The sequence below is a fragment of the Terriglobia bacterium genome (assembly GCA_036496425.1).
Taxonomy (GTDB): domain Bacteria; phylum Acidobacteriota; class Terriglobia; order 20CM-2-55-15; family 20CM-2-55-15; genus 20CM-2-55-15.
Genome location: DASXLG010000296.1, coordinates 1 through 17406, shown reverse-complemented (window position 1 = coordinate 17406; position 17406 = coordinate 1). Strand labels below are relative to the sequence as shown.

General features: G+C 57.6%; 17 protein-coding genes. 4 read left to right on the top strand and 13 right to left on the bottom strand.

Annotated features, from left to right (window positions below; genetic code table 11):
* From VGK48_21430 to VGK48_21395, 8 genes are all read right to left on the bottom strand, one after another.
* A partial coding sequence (locus tag VGK48_21430; protein ID HEY2383745.1) for a hypothetical protein occupies positions 1 to 377 on the bottom strand: 377 nt, incomplete at its 3' end.
* Between the two features lie 10 nt (positions 378 to 387).
* A complete protein-coding gene (locus VGK48_21425; protein HEY2383744.1) occupies positions 388 to 1503 on the bottom strand; it encodes a hypothetical protein in 1116 nt (371 codons plus the stop codon).
* Positions 1500 to 2120 (bottom strand): hypothetical protein, encoded by a 621-nt coding sequence (locus VGK48_21420; GenBank protein HEY2383743.1) that lies wholly within the window; start codon positions 2118 to 2120, stop codon positions 1500 to 1502. The genes VGK48_21425 and VGK48_21420 overlap by 4 nt, the downstream gene beginning before the upstream one ends.
* Positions 2107 to 2571, bottom strand: coding sequence for a GspH/FimT family pseudopilin (locus VGK48_21415; GenBank protein ID HEY2383742.1), 465 nt, complete (start codon positions 2569 to 2571; stop codon positions 2107 to 2109). Before VGK48_21415 ends, VGK48_21420 begins: the two co-directional genes overlap by 14 nt.
* A 184-nt stretch (positions 2572 to 2755) precedes the next feature.
* Positions 2756 to 3613: a hypothetical protein gene (locus VGK48_21410; GenBank protein ID HEY2383741.1), complete on the bottom strand. Its 858-nt coding sequence runs from the start codon at positions 3611 to 3613 to the stop codon at positions 2756 to 2758.
* 21 nt (positions 3614 to 3634) lie between these two features.
* On the bottom strand, positions 3635 to 4033 hold the full coding sequence (locus VGK48_21405; protein ID HEY2383740.1) for a DUF6152 family protein: 399 nt from the start codon (positions 4031 to 4033) through the stop codon (positions 3635 to 3637).
* The gene (locus VGK48_21400) at positions 4033 to 5988 is read right to left on the bottom strand and encodes a hypothetical protein (GenBank protein ID HEY2383739.1); all 1956 of its coding nucleotides are present in this window, start codon (positions 5986 to 5988) and stop codon (positions 4033 to 4035) included. The genes VGK48_21405 and VGK48_21400 overlap by 1 nt, the downstream gene beginning before the upstream one ends.
* A 181-nt stretch (positions 5989 to 6169) precedes the next feature.
* Positions 6170 to 10135 carry a TonB-dependent receptor gene (locus VGK48_21395; protein ID HEY2383738.1) on the bottom strand — a complete coding sequence of 1322 codons (3966 nt, stop codon included), beginning with the start codon at positions 10133 to 10135 and terminating at the stop codon, positions 6170 to 6172.
* A 931-nt stretch (positions 10136 to 11066) separates the two neighbouring features.
* Between VGK48_21395 and VGK48_21390 the strand changes: the two genes are divergently transcribed.
* Positions 11067 to 11264: a CopG family transcriptional regulator gene (locus tag VGK48_21390; GenBank protein HEY2383737.1), complete on the top strand. Its 198-nt coding sequence runs from the start codon at positions 11067 to 11069 to the stop codon at positions 11262 to 11264.
* A gap of 113 nt (positions 11265 to 11377) precedes the next feature.
* Here VGK48_21390 and VGK48_21385 read toward each other — a convergent pair whose 3' ends face one another.
* Positions 11378 to 11992, bottom strand: a complete 615-nt coding sequence (locus VGK48_21385; GenBank protein HEY2383736.1) for a hypothetical protein — start codon at positions 11990 to 11992, stop codon at positions 11378 to 11380.
* 31 nt (positions 11993 to 12023) lie between these two features.
* Between VGK48_21385 and VGK48_21380 the strand changes: the two genes are divergently transcribed.
* The 3 genes from VGK48_21380 (at position 12024) to VGK48_21370 (ending at position 13307) form a co-directional block, all read left to right on the top strand.
* Entirely contained in the window at positions 12024 to 12425 is a 402-nt protein-coding gene (locus VGK48_21380) for a hypothetical protein (protein HEY2383735.1), read from the top strand.
* Positions 12422 to 12715, top strand: coding sequence for a hypothetical protein (locus VGK48_21375; GenBank protein HEY2383734.1), 294 nt, complete (start codon positions 12422 to 12424; stop codon positions 12713 to 12715). The genes VGK48_21380 and VGK48_21375 overlap by 4 nt, the downstream gene beginning before the upstream one ends.
* 94 nt (positions 12716 to 12809) lie before the next feature.
* The gene (locus VGK48_21370) at positions 12810 to 13307 is read left to right on the top strand and encodes a hypothetical protein (protein ID HEY2383733.1); all 498 of its coding nucleotides are present in this window, start codon (positions 12810 to 12812) and stop codon (positions 13305 to 13307) included.
* Here the strand turns inward: VGK48_21370 and VGK48_21365 are convergent.
* From VGK48_21365 to VGK48_21350, 4 genes are all read right to left on the bottom strand, one after another.
* On the bottom strand, positions 13304 to 13633 hold the full coding sequence (locus VGK48_21365; protein HEY2383732.1) for a hypothetical protein: 330 nt from the start codon (positions 13631 to 13633) through the stop codon (positions 13304 to 13306). The genes VGK48_21370 and VGK48_21365 overlap by 4 nt on opposite strands.
* 21 nt (positions 13634 to 13654) lie before the next feature.
* A complete protein-coding gene (locus VGK48_21360) occupies positions 13655 to 14206 on the bottom strand; it encodes a hypothetical protein (protein ID HEY2383731.1) in 552 nt (183 codons plus the stop codon).
* Between the two features lie 32 nt (positions 14207 to 14238).
* Complete coding sequence (gene guaB, locus VGK48_21355; protein HEY2383730.1) at positions 14239 to 15705, bottom strand: IMP dehydrogenase; 1467 nt, start codon at positions 15703 to 15705, stop codon at positions 14239 to 14241.
* Positions 15702 to 17406: SEC-C metal-binding domain-containing protein (locus tag VGK48_21350; protein ID HEY2383729.1), on the bottom strand; the 1705-nt coding region annotated here is incomplete at its 5' end. The genes VGK48_21350 and guaB, both read right to left, overlap by 4 nt.

Genomic DNA, 17406 nt, shown 5'->3' with positions numbered 1-17406 from the left:
TGAAAGCTTTCAGGCCACGAATTCGTTCCGCTGCCGGCGGCCAACGATGTCGTGCTTCCATAAGTATTCATCAGGTTTGTCGTTGCCGTCGACCCGACCAGAGCCGGATTCGCAAGCGGCGGTACAGCAAAGGAGGCAGGGACCTGAACCTGAACCTGATTGACCAGCATAGCCCGCGCGATGTTCAGCCCCGAATCTGCCGCATAGAACGAGCCTCGAAAGTTTCTGTAGTAATTGTTGATGAGCATGTCCGAACTGACAGACAGGTACATCACGAGAGACAACCCGATCATGATGGAAAGCACCATCAAAGTCGTCACCAGCGCGATGCCGCTTTCCCGGCAGCTGGATCTTCCGGTTATCGAAACTGATTTCATTCTTTGGTTTCTAGTCATTCATGCTCAGATTGCGAGGGTTTACGACCAGAGAAATACCTTCAACCTGATAGGGACCGTGATCGAAGACATTCCGGAAGCTGTAATTCGGACTGAAATTGGGCGCCGTCCGGCCGATCAGGGATATCCGGATGGAACGTACCAGAGTAAAGTTCCATCCTTGATCGCCAATCGTGTGGCTGCTGTAACTGGAGGCATCGTAGTTATATTGGGTGCTTACCGTATCGGTGGCATTATTCCAGATTGTTGCTCCCAACTTGAAGCCGATCACCTGATCCATGACGACCGAAGCCGTTCCATTGACCGTTCTGGTAAGTTTGGGATCAGAGGGATTGGATGAGTCCACCTGATACGTGATGGGAGCCAGTTTGATGATCCAGTCGGCGCCACAGAACTGATTGCCGAAATTATTCGGAGTGGGGCAGGTCTGACCGTCGCACGCCGCAATGTCGAGAGGATCGTTTGCCAGATTGTTGGTCCCGTCGGCTCTGGTGGCATTAAACAAAAACTCGAGCGCGCTCCCTGCAACAACCGGGGCCTCTGAGAGCACAACGGTGGTCATTTTCTTTGCGTTCGCGGTCAGCAGGAGCAAATTGTCCCCCGCCTTATAGTTGGCCGCGGTTTGTGCCAGCGTCAGGCCCGGCGCCGCTTGACCATAAGCCACTCCGGTAGATGTATCCGTGCAATTTGTCGCGACGTTGCCGCCTGTGCTGTCTGTGCTGTTGATCGGCGGGTAAGTTGCCGGAGGCGCCCCTGCGATGATGTTCAGCGAATCAAAACAGGTGGAGGTATAAGAAAACGCGGTCGCGTCGTAGCAGGAGGACCCGCCTGACACAACCCGGTTCACAATGGTAACGCCTACGGGCCAGGCAGGAATATTCGCTCCCTGGAAGTAGGCCGTTCCGGCATTGGATAGATCGATTTGCAACTGAGCGGTTGCATTCCGGAGCGCGATATTCACTCCGACCTGGCCTTCTGTTCGAAGATAGGCGGTTTGCTGATGCATGTACAAGTCAAAGGCGGCCCCGGTAATCGTCAGGAAACAACCCATGGCAACAACCAGTTCGATTAACGTGAAACCCGCTTCCGCGCCGGATATTTTTCTCATGGCCGTACCGCCGTCATCTGAAAGGAAACCGGAGGCGTAGCAGTGGGATTGCTAATAGTCACCGTGACCCGCCGGACGCCGGTAATTGGCGAGTCTGCCTCGATGATCCAGCGCCGATGGAATGTCGCTCCCGTCGGGGGGCTGCTGCTGCTCGTCGTTTGAAGGATCCCATTCGGAGAGTGAACGGTTGTGGTGTAGACGGGATTGCCCCCAACCATTGAAGACACGGTTTCTGCAAAACAACCCGCGCTCGGATCGGGGCAGACGTTGCTGCCGTCTGTCAGATTCGGATAAACGTCGTCATCGTAACTGATGCTTGCGGAGGCGCCCTGAGAACACGTCGTGGTCTGGGTAATATCAGCAGTCAGGCTGCCCGCATTTGCGTGCCCGGCGGGCACGCAAATATGTGGATCATCCACGTCCCAGCGGTTGAGGTCTTCGATCTTCTCCGAAAGCAGGACCGCAGCCGAGCTCATGTCCTTTGATGTCGAAGCGCCCAATGTCATCTTCGTTATCAGCAGGCCGACTCCGAGCAAGGCAGATATCAGAATCAGGCTTGCGATGGAGACCTCGATAAGAGTGAATCCGGAATTGTCCGGGTTGTTAGGGACTGACACTGATGTTCCCAACCTCCGAAACGGTAATTGTTTCCACCTTCGTCCCATCCGTCAGAGTCAAATTCAATGTGCCCGTCGTCGCCTTGACGGTTCCACCGGGAGAAAACTCCAAAGTAGTTGAGGGACTCAGAGTAACGTCGTTACTGGTGGACCATGGAATGGGATTGCCGACATTGGAAAACGTTGTTGCTGGAGCGACCTTGGTGCCGACTTGATAGTTGAATGTTGTCTGGCCGAATGCGACGTTATATGTTGCGCCGTGCGAAATTGCTGAATAACGCGCACCTTGAATGGCGCCGGACACAGCCTGTACCGCTGCCCCCAGGTGATAGCCCTTTAACGCTGCTTTCGTCTGGGGCACCGCAATCATGGTCATCACGCCGATAATCAACATGACGAACGCCATTTCCAGGAGCGTGAAGCCATTTTGTGAATTTCGCCGTTTCGCCAACGTGTTCCTCCTCGCGCGAGCCTCTATTGGCACGTCTTTGCCCATCCCGCCTGATCTGTAAGTCGTTCAATAGGCGTGATAAGGCTGGGCCAGGGAAGGAAACGGACAACATAGTATGTTGCAAAACGAAACGGGGTAGACCCGCGACCGTGACAGCGCGGGCCTCTATTTCAGGCGGGGAGGATTATTTTGCCGAGCAGGGCGTGGGATTCCAACCAGTAGCGTCCGGGACCTTCTTGAAGTCCGAGGTCGTCAGGTAATAACGGCTCAAATATTGAGGATCTTCGACCTTCGTTGTTACGGTAAACCACTTATCGCCATTGGGCAGCGTGTTGAGATCAAAGTACTCGGTGACGATGGCATCCTTTCCATAGGGTGCACCGTTCCGCCGGAAATAACCCGGGCGGAGATTGTTGGTTACTACTTTCAGTCCGCCGCCTGACGAGGCTCCCCCGCGGCCTCCACCAGGACCGGTTTCCCATTGCGCGGACGAATATCCTTGCCATGATGGTTCTCCCGCCGCACCTGGGGCGGCTGGACCAAAATGGAACAGGCGGGTTTGGGTTCCCGCATCGGTGTCGACGCGGAGCGTCGTATCGTTCTCCCAGGTGATGTGCAGGCGGCCCGGGATTCGCATGATGCTGGCGGCGCCATAATACTTGCATTGTTCGCCTGCCGCCTCATCCTTGGCCGGATCCCATGCATTTCCAACGCGGCGCCCTTCGGCATTCAACGGCAGGGAAGTGAACTGGCCTTTCGGCGGAGTGATCATCCGCAATTCCCAGTCTTCGCTGATGACGGCCACCCAGTAGCCAGTGAGATCGATCGGGGCATTCTGCTTGCCCCCAGCTCCGCGACCGCCACCCCCGCCGCCACGACCCCCAGCTCCGCCACGACCCCCAGCTCCGCCACGACCCCCCGCGCCGCCGCGGCCACCGCCACCCCCTCGTTGTGCACGGCCTGTTACCGGGCTCAGGAGCAGGAATGCAGCAACGAACAGGGTGTACACGGCCGCGCGCTTTTGTAGTATTTCAAAATTCATTTTCACTCCGAACGCGTCCGCTTAGTCAACCTGTTCGCCCGTGCGGGAACCCCAGGTGAATCCATCCGAAGGCCGCTTCAGGTTTACCAGAAGCGCCCGGAATTCGCCGGGAACGCGCGATGGACGTCCGACGACGGTGATCTCGTCGCCAATCTTCAGAGTATCCTGCTTGATGCCCTGGCTGCCGAGTTGAGCGCTGCCGGCCCACTCGATGGACCATCGTTGCGTCACTCCCTTGCTGTCCGGCGCCTGCATGGTCACGTAGGTATGCGGATTCCGGAGAACAAACTGGACGAGCTTTCCCTCGAGTTTGATTTCCTTGGTGACGTCGTATGTTGCGGCGTAGGAATGGTGACCATAGAGGGCGCTTCCTGTCAGCAAGGTCGCCGCGATTATAGGAAGCAGCAGTAGTTTCCGCATTATTTTGTCTCCTTTAGGCTCTTATAAACAGCTTCGACAAACATGGATGTAGTCCAGGAACCAGTGTTCGATCCGTAACGCCCGTCGAAGTCCATCGTCGGCTTGGCTGCCTTCACCTGATCGAGAGTCATGCCTTTATTAATAAGGTCCTGCACGCGGTCTCGAATCATCGTCAGCATGTTTCTGTAGCCCGCCACGTCGGCTGTATCCGACAGCCGGCCGTGACTGGGGATAATCCAGGTACCACCCTGCCCCCTGTACTCGGCCACCGCCAGGTCGAGAATATGATTCAGGCCCTTGATAACGCCCTGAATGGTGCCGCCCTTGTCCAGCTCGATGACCGGATAACTGACGGTCGAATAGATATTACCGGCGCTGATGACCTCAGAGTGACGGAAAAATACGATGCTGTCGCCATCCGTATTTGCGGCCGGCTCATAATAGAGGATTACTGCCTCTCCATTGAAATACTCGGGAAGCTTATGGAATTCCCCGAAGTATGCGTCTGTCGGCTGAGCGGCCAATGGCGCCGCCGGTGTCTTGCCGGCCGGCGCGCTCATTCGACTCAGCACGTTCTCATGCGAGATGATCGATGCCACCCGGCCGACGCTTTCGACAGCGGACCCGAAGCCGCCTGTTGAGCGAGGAAAAAATCCGGCGCTGGCAAGTTTCTGATTACCGCCGATATGCTCCGGCGCCCCGCTGGTGTCGATAACGTAGCGAATCGGCTTTGGCGGCGCGGTAGAGCTGATGAAGGCGCCCATGTAAGCACTGGCCCATCCCATCGTCCCAGGGCAATTGATGCCAAGACAATTGTTCGGGGCGGGAGGATTCACAACAGCCGTGGAAAGTTGTTTAAGGGCAGCCAACACTTTATCGGACATCTGTGCCGAACCCGTGTTCACCACCGTGACGCCATCCAAACCAACCGACGCGGTGATGTTGGTGCCATCGGCAATCAGCATGTAGACGTTGCCCTGCACGGGCAGGATATGGACTTGCCCGTCTTTGGGGCTTTCGTCCGCGATGCTCTTATCGATCGCAACGGCGGAGCGGGACACCGGAACCCTCACGTCGTTGAGTTTGGCCGCACCTTTCAACGCCGGCAAATACTCCGGGTAGAGGGTTTTCACGCCGCCCCTTGTGGGTTCTTCAGGAATCCAGGGCGCGGTTTTCAACCACTCTGTCAGCGCTGTGTTCTGGCCGGGAAGGAAATGGGGCACCCAGTGCGGATCGGTCCCTCCGCTTTCGGCGAATTCGGATCCATTGCAGGTTTCCCAGTTGGTCGTCGCCGTCAAGTCATACGCATACGTGGTGGACTGCACAAAGGGTTCGTCTTCGTAGACCGGGTCATCGATGACGGTGACAATCGACAGGATGTCTCCGTGCCGCGTGATGTAATCAATCATCTGATACAGGTCGCTGGTTTGTGGACCACCGCGACGTAGATAGCCATCCTTCAGGTGGGTGGTCGTCACCTTCAAAGTATTTCCGACCCACTCACCCGTCGAAAAACCCGACCAGCTATGCGGCGCCCACGCCGGCGGATGCTGCCGCCCGTCCATATATATGGGCCAATCGAGAGACCGCATGAACTGGATGTGATAGGCCTTGATGTCCCTGGAAAGAGGGTCTTCCTCCTTCAGGATGCGTGCTCCTCCGAGCGCCCGCCACTGGTGAGGGGCGGTCTGCGGCCGGCACACATATTCCGGAGTTCCCCAGATCGACTCCGCGGAAGTGTCGGCGCGCATTCGGCCGGCTTCATTGAGCGGTATCCCGAGATAGTCGCCCAGGGTAGGCTGTCCCCCGATACCGGGGGCTTCATCCTCGTCGTTGTCCAGCCGCCATTCCCCCGTTATGTCGGGAGGAGTCGACGGACGCGTAGGTTGCGCGAAGGCCGGTAGACAGCCCAGCATCACGGTCAGTAACGGAAGAAAACGATAGGCTTTATGCATAGGTATTCAACGACCTGAAACGTAGCACCGCCACTCTGTTATGTCAATTCTTTAGGCTGCGCGTCGAAGGGTGGTTTAGCCGCAGATGACGCGGATTACGCAGATGGGGCGCATCATAAGTCCCTTTTTGCGCCCCATCTGCGTAATCCGCGTCATCTGCGGCTAAAAACACACCCCGCTCTTAGAAATTGAAACGCAACGTTCCCTGGAACGTCCGGGATCCCGTCACCGTCGTGATCTGGCCGAAGGTGTTTGAGTTGATGCTCAGATTGGGATTGCCCATCAAGGGATGGTTTAACACGTTGGTCGCGTCGATCCGGACCTGGGCGCTCTTGGTTTCACCGATTTTCACCGTCTTGGCGGCGCTCAAATCGAACCGGATCGTTCCAGGTCCATAGAGAGCGCCGTTGCCGAGGTTGCCAAGCTTTCCGGGTTGAGAATTCACCACCAGCGGGTGGCCTGACGCATCCGCCAGTGCATTGTTGGTGCACGATGCCTGAGTGCTCTGCAGGGCCGTGACTGCGGCACACTGCGGGTCGCTGATGACGGTGAAGGTACCCGTAGGCCAGTACGTCGGGAAGAGCGAGGTCATCGCGGCCTTTCCGCGTTTAAGGACATCCAGCGCTCCAACGACGTCGGGATGGCCTCCTCCAAGGTAGGTGTTCGTGCCGGTGATGCTCAAGGGGCTTCCGGAAACCAGGTTGACGATCGCGCTGGCATTCCATTGCTCGACGATCCGCGCCAGAACGCCGGAACTGTTGCGGAGCAGCAACCGGTTCGGCCCGACCGGCAACTCGAACGTGCCGTTGATTCTGAAGTCGTGCTTATGGGAAGTGGTCTGGACCGTCCTGTCCAGATTCCTGTTGAGTACGTTCAGCCAGCTGGTCCCGCTGCCGAAGTTGTCGATGCCGCGCTGGAACGAGTAAGTTGCCTGGTAGCTGATCCCCTGGACCGGCCGCAGCGTCATTTGTGTTTGCAGCGAGTGGTAAATGGAGCTGCCCGGATTCGACTGCAAATTCACATTGAGGAACTGCGGGTTGTTCGTGATGAAGTTCGCAGGCTCGGGGCCCAGCAGGCCGCCGGCGCCCGCACTGGCGTTCAACAGGGATGTGTTGATCGAACTCGCGACTGCGGCAAAGTTGCCGTTCGCGATATTGGTTCTGAAGGTGGTATTTCCACGCAGTTCATCCGATCCTCTTTGCACCACGCCGTTTAACGTCGTTCCGACAGGTCCGAAGCCCGCGCCGCCGACGTTGACGCCTGCAAACATGGTGTCGAGCAGCGGCGCTTCGCCGCCGGCCCGCGTCACCGTCAGCGCGTCGAGCAATCCATTGTTCAGATAGTTCACCTGATTGAGATTTTCCTGCCCGCGCAGTTTCACGCCTCGAGTCGCCACCCATCGAACGTCGACTGTCAGGTTTCTCTGTACTGTGCGGGTCACGGCCAGATTGAAATTCTGAACATACGGGCTCACATAGGATGGATCGAAAGGACTGACCGACTGGTTTCGCTGATTGAGCGGGAGCGGCTGAAGCGGTTTGTTCGGCTCCGCGACCGGTAAACTGACATTCGTCAGGTTCGTCGCTGCGGCAAATGCGCTTGGCGGTGTATCGCTCAAGCCAGGCAGTGTCGACACAAACGTGTCGAGATCGATCGGCGTGACTCCGGTTTGGTAGCTGACGCCATAACCGCCTCGCAGCGCGGTTTTATCCTTTCCGAACCATGGGAGCGACCAGGTGAAACCTACATTCGGGCCGAAGTTGTTCCAATCGGTGTTGTAGAGCTGTTGTCCGGAATGAGTCGAATTTTTGCCGACAAATTGGACCGTCGTCAGAGCACCGTTCTGCGCTCCGTACTTCCCCCAATCCGCCCAGCCGGTCCCGGTATAGCCAAATCCTCCCGCCAGGCCGCCGCCTACCACCGATGCGAGCAGACCATTGGCTTCCCATGGCACTCCGTAATACTCCCAGCGCACGCCGAGATTGATCGTCAACGATGGCCGCAGTTTCCAGTCGTCTTTGAAAAAGAGGCTGACTTCATTGTGGTCGTATTCCCGATATTTGAATTCGTTCGTCGAATCGTTGGGGGCGTATCCCACATAGTTATTTGTCTGCTTCGCACTGGTGAGGATGTACGCCTGGCTGACGCTGCTGATGGAACCGTTCAGGGCGAGCAGCAGGTTTTGCGCTCCGGCAATAGTGCCGGTCGTCGTGCTGCCGATGAGGCCGGGGATGAGTGCCGGCGTAAACCCTTGCACCGCGATGGTTCCGGCGCCGCCGATGGCGTGCGGTATGCCGTTCGCGGAGTTATAGCCTGCCGCGGAAAGCGCCCGGATTTCAACGCCGCCTTTGTATGCGTGCTTTCCTTTAAGGAAGCTCAGCGTGTCGGCGAACGAAGTCAGGTGGTTCGTGCTGATGTTGGTGTTCAAGCCGGGATTGAGCGCATTGGAGCTGTAGGTCAGGGGCAGGCCGATGAGCGGGACTCCATTGATGACCGGCAGGTACTTGAATATCGCGTCTTTGGTTGCAGGGTCGTCATAGGGGTACGTTGTGCCGCCTTTCGTCCGCTGGAACCCGAAACGGAACTCATTGACGATCCTTGGAGACAGCGTCGACGTAAGCTGCGATGTGATCACGCGGGGCAGACGTTCGGTGTGGCCTGCCCATTGCTCCGCGGTCGGATATACCGCTCGAGCCGTCGTGGAATGACGGCGCTCATCGCTGATACTGAACGTCAGTTTGTTTCGGGCATTAAAGTTGTGGTCGATTTTGACGTTGACCTGGTTTCGGTTGACGTCCGGTTCCAGTCCCTGCTGGCCTCCGATCAGACTGTCTCCATGCTGGATCCAGCGGAATTGCGCCTGGTTCAGGCCATCGCCGCTGCCGCCAAAGTAGTTCGGCATCGGCATACTGTTAATCACGCGCTGAACGTACCCGGTCGAGTCGAGCGCCAGCCGGTTGGGGTCGCGGCCATAAACGCTGACGGTTTGCATGGGGCCCAACGCAGTGATACCCGGGCAGGCCGCTTGAAGCCTGCTGAGCGCAACCGGATTGCCCAGCAGATCGACGACCGGCGCTGTCGGCGTGGCGCCCGTGCAGGTAGTCGCGGAGTCGGTGTTGCCGTTGGCGATTCCGGGAAAGAACCTGAAATTGCCCTTCCGCGCCTCCGCCGTCATCACCGTTGCCGTAGCCAGGGAGCGGGAGTTCATCTTCTGGCCTTCATACAGGGCGAAGAAAAATGTCTTGTTCTTGACGATCGGCCCGCCGAAGCTCACGGAGTACTGTTGCTGGTTGAACCAGTCCGGTTTGACACCGGTCCGGTTGTTGCTCCAGGTATTGGCGTTGAGCGCTGGATTCTGCACGTTCCAGAACGCGTGGCCGGAGAATTTGTTCGTTCCCGACTTTGTCAGAATCTGCACTTGTCCTGAACCGCGGCCGGTCTCCGCATCCGCAGGCGACACGATCAGACGGATCTCGTCAACCAGATCCGGATTGATGTGCGTTGCGGAATTGATGCCCAGATCGTACCGGCTGTCCTGGACGCTGATGCCGTCCATTGTCGTATTGACCGACATGACCGACAGGCCATAGAGAGTGGCCTGGGCCGCGACCGTCGAATTGTTGAGTGTCGGCGGTGGAGTGTACCCCGGCATGATGTTAATCATATCGAGCACATTGTTGCCGACCAGCGGAAGGTTCCGCACTTTGTCTCCCGAAAGATCGTTGCCGACCGATACAGTCGTCGTGGCCAGCGTCGAATCGATTGCGGCGCTCACATCAACGGTAGTGGAGGCTGTTTCACCCACTTCCAGGACGAAGTTCTGCCGTACCTGCAGCGCACTCCCCAGTGCCACGTCCTTGACGAGCTTGGTCCGAAAACCGGGTAGTTCCGCGCTTACCGAATAGGATCTCCCGGGCTGAAGACTGGAAAAGTTGTAGACGCCGGTTTCATTGGTTACCGTCGTTGCCGTGACTCCTGTTTCGGTGTTCGTCGCGGTGATCGTTACACCCGGAATCAATGCCTGTGTGCTGTCCTGCACGGTTCCACTCAGGCTGGCATTAATTGTTTGAGCAAATGCAGCCGTCGACAGACCAACTGACAAACCAACGCACACTACCACGATGAGACACCGTACGACTTTTCTCATGACCCGAGTTCCCCCAAAGCGTTTCCAACTAAAACCTTCTATTACCCCAAACGTGGTGAATGAATACAACAGCGGAATCACCGTGTCAAACATATTGAGCGCCGGGCTTACGCAATCGTCCGGCGCATCCGGCTGCGGTGTCTGACCCTTCTATTTTTCTTTTCCGCCCTTTTCAGGGATTGCGGGGGCCGCCGCCGGCGCGGCTTCTGGCGCGGGAATCCTCGCGAAAGCCTTCAGATGGTCCCCGCCGGAACGGGTTGTCCGTTGCGGTGCCTATTATGCGGATTGGTATTGGCCGCAGATGACGCGGATAACGCAGATGGGTGTGCGACCATCTGCGTCATCCGCGCCATCTGCGGCTGATAACCTGTCTTCTAGGATGCGATTCAGAGATGTTCCATGTAGTTGCAAAGGCCGCCGATCCGAATGCCGCTCCGCTGAGATCGAAATGACCGCCGTGGAGTTGTAGCGAATAACCAGAGGATGTCACGTTCGCCTCGCAGGTCGTGCGCAAATCCCCCATGGATGCCTTCAGGCCGTTCGACACCATGACGTGTATCGGCGGACTCTGGGCGGCGGCTGCCGGAGCAAGACAGAGCGTACAGGCCGGGCCACAATCGAAGCGAGGAATAGGAGTCGAGTCTGCATGGGCGAACATTTTATCGCCGGTCCTTGCAACGAATGCCTGACTTTTTGTGCCCGGATTCCAGAGAGGCATCTCGAGCAGGTAATTTAATTACGGAATTCAGGTGTGCGCCCCACCCAAATCGACGTGCAGACGGATTCCTGCCGTTTCCACGCAGGCGCGCTAAGGTATAATTTTTATACCGCAATGAAAAAACACGCATCATCTCGGTCCGGCGCGCGCGCGCCGAGGAAGAAGCGCGTTACCTCGCAAGATAAGGCGCTGAGCGCAGCCCGTTTGGACAAAATGCACGATGTGGGAAAAGATCTCACGCCTCACCTCGACCTTGCAAAGTCGACTCGGCCAGGGCGCGTCTTCCAGAGGGTAAATGCCGATTTTCCGGTAGATCTACTCGATGCGATCGATCGTGAAGCGAGACGCATTGGAGTCAGTCGCCAGGCATTCATCAAGCTGAGACTCGCCGATCTGATAACCGCTCGCTAAGACAAACAATTACCGAATTAAAGCCGGGGTGCGTCCCTGAAATTCCACAGGAGTCTCTCGGCCGGATGGAAGCACGAACGCGTACAGCCGGGTCGATGTTTCCTGCGCAGGAACTAATCGGCAATTCTTGCCAGCGTCCGTAGAGCCGATGCCGCTTTGGCTTTGCGCACGCTCTTCCAATCGCTTCCCGCCTGGTCGCGTTGGAGATCGGTAAGGTAAGCGTACTCGGCCGTGAGCAACCAGTCTCGGTCCGCGTTCGCCTTTGTCCACGCGCGCGCGAACTCTTCGAGCGTCGGCGCTTCTCCACGAGTCCAGAACTCCATGACGATCACTCTCGCGACGGCGCCGTCGCGGAATTGCCCATCCGTGAGTTCCTGAAGTTTCCGGATAATTCCGGTGTGCTCCTTCGCATACCAGCGATAGTACAGCCGCGCACGATGTTCGGGCCTCGCGGGTGGATTGTCGTCACGCACAATCTTCGCGGCGATGAGCGTCGGCGAGCCGGCATTGCCGGTCTTCAAGTAGTGACGGACGCGAGCCAGGATGATCGGTTTTCGATCCGTGTCCTTCGTGACCTTCACTTTTCCGCCCGGATACTCCGCAAGAATCTTGTAAGGGATGCCGCGCGCAGAACAGAAGCCGCGGATCTCTTCCATGTTCATGTAGTTCAATTCCTCGAAGAGCCGGGCTTGTTCGTCCTTATTGAGTTGTGGAAGCAGTTGCGGCATCGGCGTTACTTTATGGTAAAACGGCGGAACTATGAAAAAGCAATTGCGACGGGTTGTGGTTCTCATCGGAATGACGTGCGCTCTCACGATCGTGCACGCTGAACTGCTTTCAGCGCAGCGCGCTCCGGGCGGACCGCCGGCCGCGTCGCCATTCGATGCGTTCTACACGCTTGGTCCGGACTCGCTTCCGCGTGAAGGCGTTCCCAAGGGCGAAGTGCGCGGGCCGTTCAAGCTGCCGAGCAAAGCGTATCCCGGTGTCGAACACAGCTACTGGATTTATGTTCCGGCTGCCTATGATGCGTCGCGCGAAGTGCCCTTGATGGTGTTCCATGACGGCGCGACGTATCTGAAGGCCGACGGCAACTACCGCGCGCAAAACGTGCTCGACAACCTTATCTATCGCGCCGATATCCCGGTGATGATCGCCGCGTGAAGAAGCCGATTCGCATTTTCATGATCGACGGTCGTAACGACAATCGGGGAACGACGGCGCAAAGCATTGAGTACGATCCGCAGCGCGATTGGTTTCTGCAGAATGTCCGGCTGATGGAAGCGCTGAGCAAAAAAGGCTACGACGTCAACTATTCGTGGGGCATGGGCGTACACAGCCACAATATGGGCGGCGCCATGCTTCCGGAGATGATGCGCTGGCTGTGGCGGGATCAACCTGTTTCGCTGGATCCAAAAGACACGGCGGAGCGTTCGTTCCGCGGCAAGAAATAGCGAACGTATGGAGATCTTGGGACAGACACCGAATTCACGCTTTTTCCGATTCGGTGTCTGTCCCAGGTCTTTAAGTTTTCAAAGGGGAGGCCCAATGTATCTCACGAAATCCGTCGCTCTCATTGTCGCCGCGGCCTCGATGTCGGCGATCCTCAATGGTGCTCCTGCAGATCTTGCCGTGACCGGCAGCATGGCTGCGCAGATGGATCCGAAAACGGCTTCAGTAAACTGCCATCTCACGAGATCCGGCGGGACGCTGTTTCATTACGGCGCTCATTTGCAGTCGGGGAAGGCGACGGGGTTGGGCTCGAAATTCCTGAGCGTGGTCTTCGAGATCGTGCCGTACAACGGCTCCGGGAAATACGATGCGGCCGTCAAAGTGGCCGGAGACACGCCGGTCGAGGTCACGCTTCACACCGAAGGCATACCCGGCATTCAAGAGAAATGGCTCACCACATCCGGGTCGGTCGTCATCAGCAGCGCAAGTGGCCAAGCGGTTTCCGGCACCGTTGAAGCCGACCTGTCGTCGACGCAAAAGAAGAGCGGCGCGATTCACCTTGCCGGCACCTGGAGCTGCAAGTTGGATCTCTAACGAGCCGGGATAATGGAGGCGACCCGGATCGTCCGGGTTTTTGCGTCGAGGGTGCCGGTGACCGTAACCTTCTGGCCGGCGAATTTCTCAGGCAACTTCTGATCGCTCAGGATGTAGGTGTTTTTTCCGTCATAGAGAACGTATTGAGCACCGTGGGCATCGACGCACGCGATGGTGCATTCGGCGTCGTTCGATCCCATTCGCATGCGGGAATGGTCGCCGGCGGGGCACATGTCGTCCGTGATGGTGCCGGTGAACTTCTGCTGGCTTTGCGCGGCGGGAAACGCGGCGATGAGAAGCAGACCAAGGATGAGAGACTTCATCATCGCCGCCTGAATTCGATAGGCTTATTCGCCGTTGATCATCAGATGGGCAGCGGATGTGCCTGCGTTCATGATCCAGGTGCCGCCCTGTTTGCCGTCTTCGGGAAGCCCGAGCGTTTTGTTGGTTGCGCCGGGCACTGCGACTGTAAGGTGCGTGTTCGCCTGGCCCGCGTCCGCTCCGGACATGTGATACCAGATCGATCCGAATTCCGGTTTTGTCCACTTACCGGCTTTTTCCAGATCCTCGAATGCCGCCCGCACGGCCTTTGCGTCTCCCGCGGTGGCTTCGATCTTGAGGCTCTGCGCCACGCGATTCAGGTTCGTCAGGCTCGTGCACTCCACAGCGAACGCCTTTTGGCCGGGCTGGCCGGAGCGGTCGTAACAGACCAGTGGGTTCGTGCCTTTTCGCAATGTGTCGTACGTGAAGTCCGACTTCCATTTAATGACCGTTGCGGCGGCTTTCAGTCTGGCGGGAAGCGGCATCAATGCCTTGTCGATGTCGGGGCTGCTGGCCTGCGCGAGCGCGATGGCCGAAAATGCCAGGATGCACAGAACAACCGGTATGATACGTCTCATGTTTGGACCTCCAAGCGACGTAGTATAAACGTTTACTCGTCTAACTGGTAGTTCGGCGATTCTTTTGTAATAAACACGTCATGAACGTGGCTCTCGCGCAAGGAGGCTTCGGTGATCTTCATGAAGTGTGTTCTGGTCTGGAGTTCCTCGATTGAATTCACGCCGCAGTAACCCATGCCGGCGCGCAAGCCGCCGACCAGTTGCGTGACCATGGAGGAAAGCGAGCCCTTGTACGCGACGCGGCCCTCGATGCCTTCGGGAACCAGTTTCCCGGGCGCTTCCTGATCCTGGCCGTAGCGATCCCGGCTGCCGGCCTGCATCGCGCCGAGCGATCCCATCCCGCGGTAGGACTTGAAGGTGCGGCCCTGATAGAGAATCGTTTCGCCCGGGCTTTCATCGGTGCCGGCAAAGAGTGAACCGATCATCACGGTGTCCGCGCCCGCCGCCAGAGCCTTCGTGATATCGCCTGAAAATTTGATGCCGCCGTCGGCAATCAATGGGATTTTTGCTTCATGGGTGGCGCGAGCGCAGGCCAGGATCGCTGTGATCTGAGGCATGCCGGCGCCGCTGACGACGCGCGTGGTGCATATCGATCCGGGACCCATGCCGACTTTCACCGCGTCAACGCCCGCTTTGATGAGGTCGCGTGCGGCTTCTTCGGTGGCGATATTCCCCGCAACCAGATCCATATCGGAGAAGCGGCGCTTGGCTTCCTTCACGGCTTCAAAAACGCGGGTGGAGTGCCCGTGGGCCGTATCGATGATGACGACATCCACTTTTGCGCGAATGAGTTCGGCCATGCGTTCCAGATAGTCGCCGGTGGCTCCGACCGCTGCGCCGACGCGCAACCGGCCATGATTGTCCTTGGCCGCGAGCGGATACTTGATCTTTTTGGTGATGTCCTTGACCGTGATCAGACCTTTGAGATTCTGGTTCTTATCGACGACGAGCAGCTTTTCGATGCGATGCTTGTGTAAAATCCGCTGCGCTTCTTCCAGCGTCGTTCCGACAGGAACCGTGACCAGGTCGTCCTTCGTCATCACTTCACGGATCGGCAGATGGAAACGCGTCTCAAACCGCAGGTCGCGATTGGTCAGGATTCCGACGAGGCGGCCGTTTTCAGTGATCGGCACACCCGAGATTTTGTAGTGCGCCATCAGCTTGACCGCGTCTTCGATCTTCTCGTCCGGGGACATCGTGATGGGATCGACAATCATACCGCTTTCCGAGCGTTTGACTTTGTCGACTTCCGCAGCCTGCTTTTCGATCGACATGTTCTTATGGATGATGCCGATGCCGCCCTGCTGGGCAAGCGCGATTGCGAGCGGCGACTCGGTCACGGTGTCCATGGCCGCGCTCACGATCGGAACGTTCAATTCGAGACGATTGGTCAGCCGGGTATTGGTGCGAACTTCGGTGGGCAGGACGTCCGATTTGAGCGGAACGATCAGGACGTCGTCGAAAGTGTAGGCGTCGCCTGAAATTTTCTTTTCGATCAAACAGTCACCCCATGACACTTTTTGAATTTCTTTCCGCTGCCGCATGGGCAGGGATCATTGCGTCCGACTTTCGAGGTATCGCGCTTGGCCTGGCGCGGCGCTCCATCGCCGCCGTTGCTGCTCTGCTGGGACATGACGAACTCGGCATGCTTGCGCCGTCTTTCAATCTGTTCGGCCTGTTTTTTTTCCTCTACGGGTTGAAGCAGAAAGAGGAAGCGAAGCGTGTCCCCTTCAATGCGGTTCATCAGGTCTTCGAACATCTCGTAGGATTCTTTCTTATATTCGACCAGTGGATCCCGCTGGCCGTAGCCGCGCAGCCCGATGCCTTCCTTGAGGTGGTCCATCGCAAGGAGGTGATCCTTCCAATGCGTGTCCACGATCTGCAGCATGAGCATGCGTTCGTGATACCGCATGGGAGCCGAGCCGATCAGCGCTTCCTTCTGATCGTATTTCTCGTGAGCTTTGGCGAGGAGGACTTCCTCGATCTCTTTCGAGCCCATCTGGTCCGGGTCGATGCCTTCGGCGCGGAAATCGAAACCGAACTGGTGAATGACGGCGGTCTGCAGGCCCGGGAGGTCCCATTCCTGGGCGTGGTTTTTTTCGCTGGCATGTTGCGCGACCAGGTCGATCATGATGTCGTCGGCGATGCCCATCAGATATTCCTTCTGGTCCTGGGCTTCGAGAAGCTGGCGGCGCAGGCCGTATATGGCCTCGCGCTGCTTGTTCATAACGTCGTCGTATTCGAGGACGTGTTTGCGGTAGCCGAAGTTCTGGCCTTCCACGCGTTCCTGCGCGTTTTCGATCTGCTTCGAGACGAACCGCGACTCGATCGGAACGCCTTCCTCCATGCCGAGCCGCTGCATGATATTGGAAATCCGGTCCGCCGCGAAAATCCGCATCAGTTCGTCTTCAAGCGAGACATAGAAACGCGAGGACCCGGGATCTCCCTGGCGTCCTGAACGTCCGCGCAACTGGTTATCGATGCGCCGCGCTTCGTGCCGTTCGGTGCCGATAATGTGAAGGCCGCCGGCCTGGATGACTTCATCGTGTTCTTTCTCGATCTGCGGCTTCACGTGATCCAGGGCTTCATTCCACTGTTCGGGCGTAGCGGCCGCCGGGTCGATCTCCCGTTTCCGCATGAGGTCGCGGGCCATGAATTCCGCGTTTCCGCCGAGCAGAATGTCGGTGCCGCGGCCGGCCATATTCGTCGCGATCGTGACGGCGCCTTTGCGGCCCGCCTGGGCGACGATTTCCGCTTCTTTTTCGTGGTATTTCGCGTTCAAGACGATGTGCTTGATGCCGTAGCGCTTCAGCATCGAACTCAACTTTTCAGAGCGGTCGATCGAGATCGTACCGACGAGAGTGGGTTGGCCCTTCTCATGGCAGTGCTGGATCTCTTTGACAACCGCCTCGAACTTCTCGCGTTCGGTGCGGTAGATAACATCCGGATTTTCAATGCGGCGCAGCGAGCGATTGGTCGGAATCCCGACCACATCGAGCTTGTAGATCTTGTCGAATTCTTCCGCTTCGGTCTCGGCTGTTCCGGTCATGCCGGAGAGCTTTTTGTACATGCGGAAGTAATTCTGGAAAGTTATCGTGGCGAGAGTCTGATTTTCCTGCTGGATGCGAAGTCCTTCCTTGGCTTCGACGGCCTGGTGCAGGCCGTCGCTCCATCGCCGTCCCGGCATCAGCCGGCCGGTG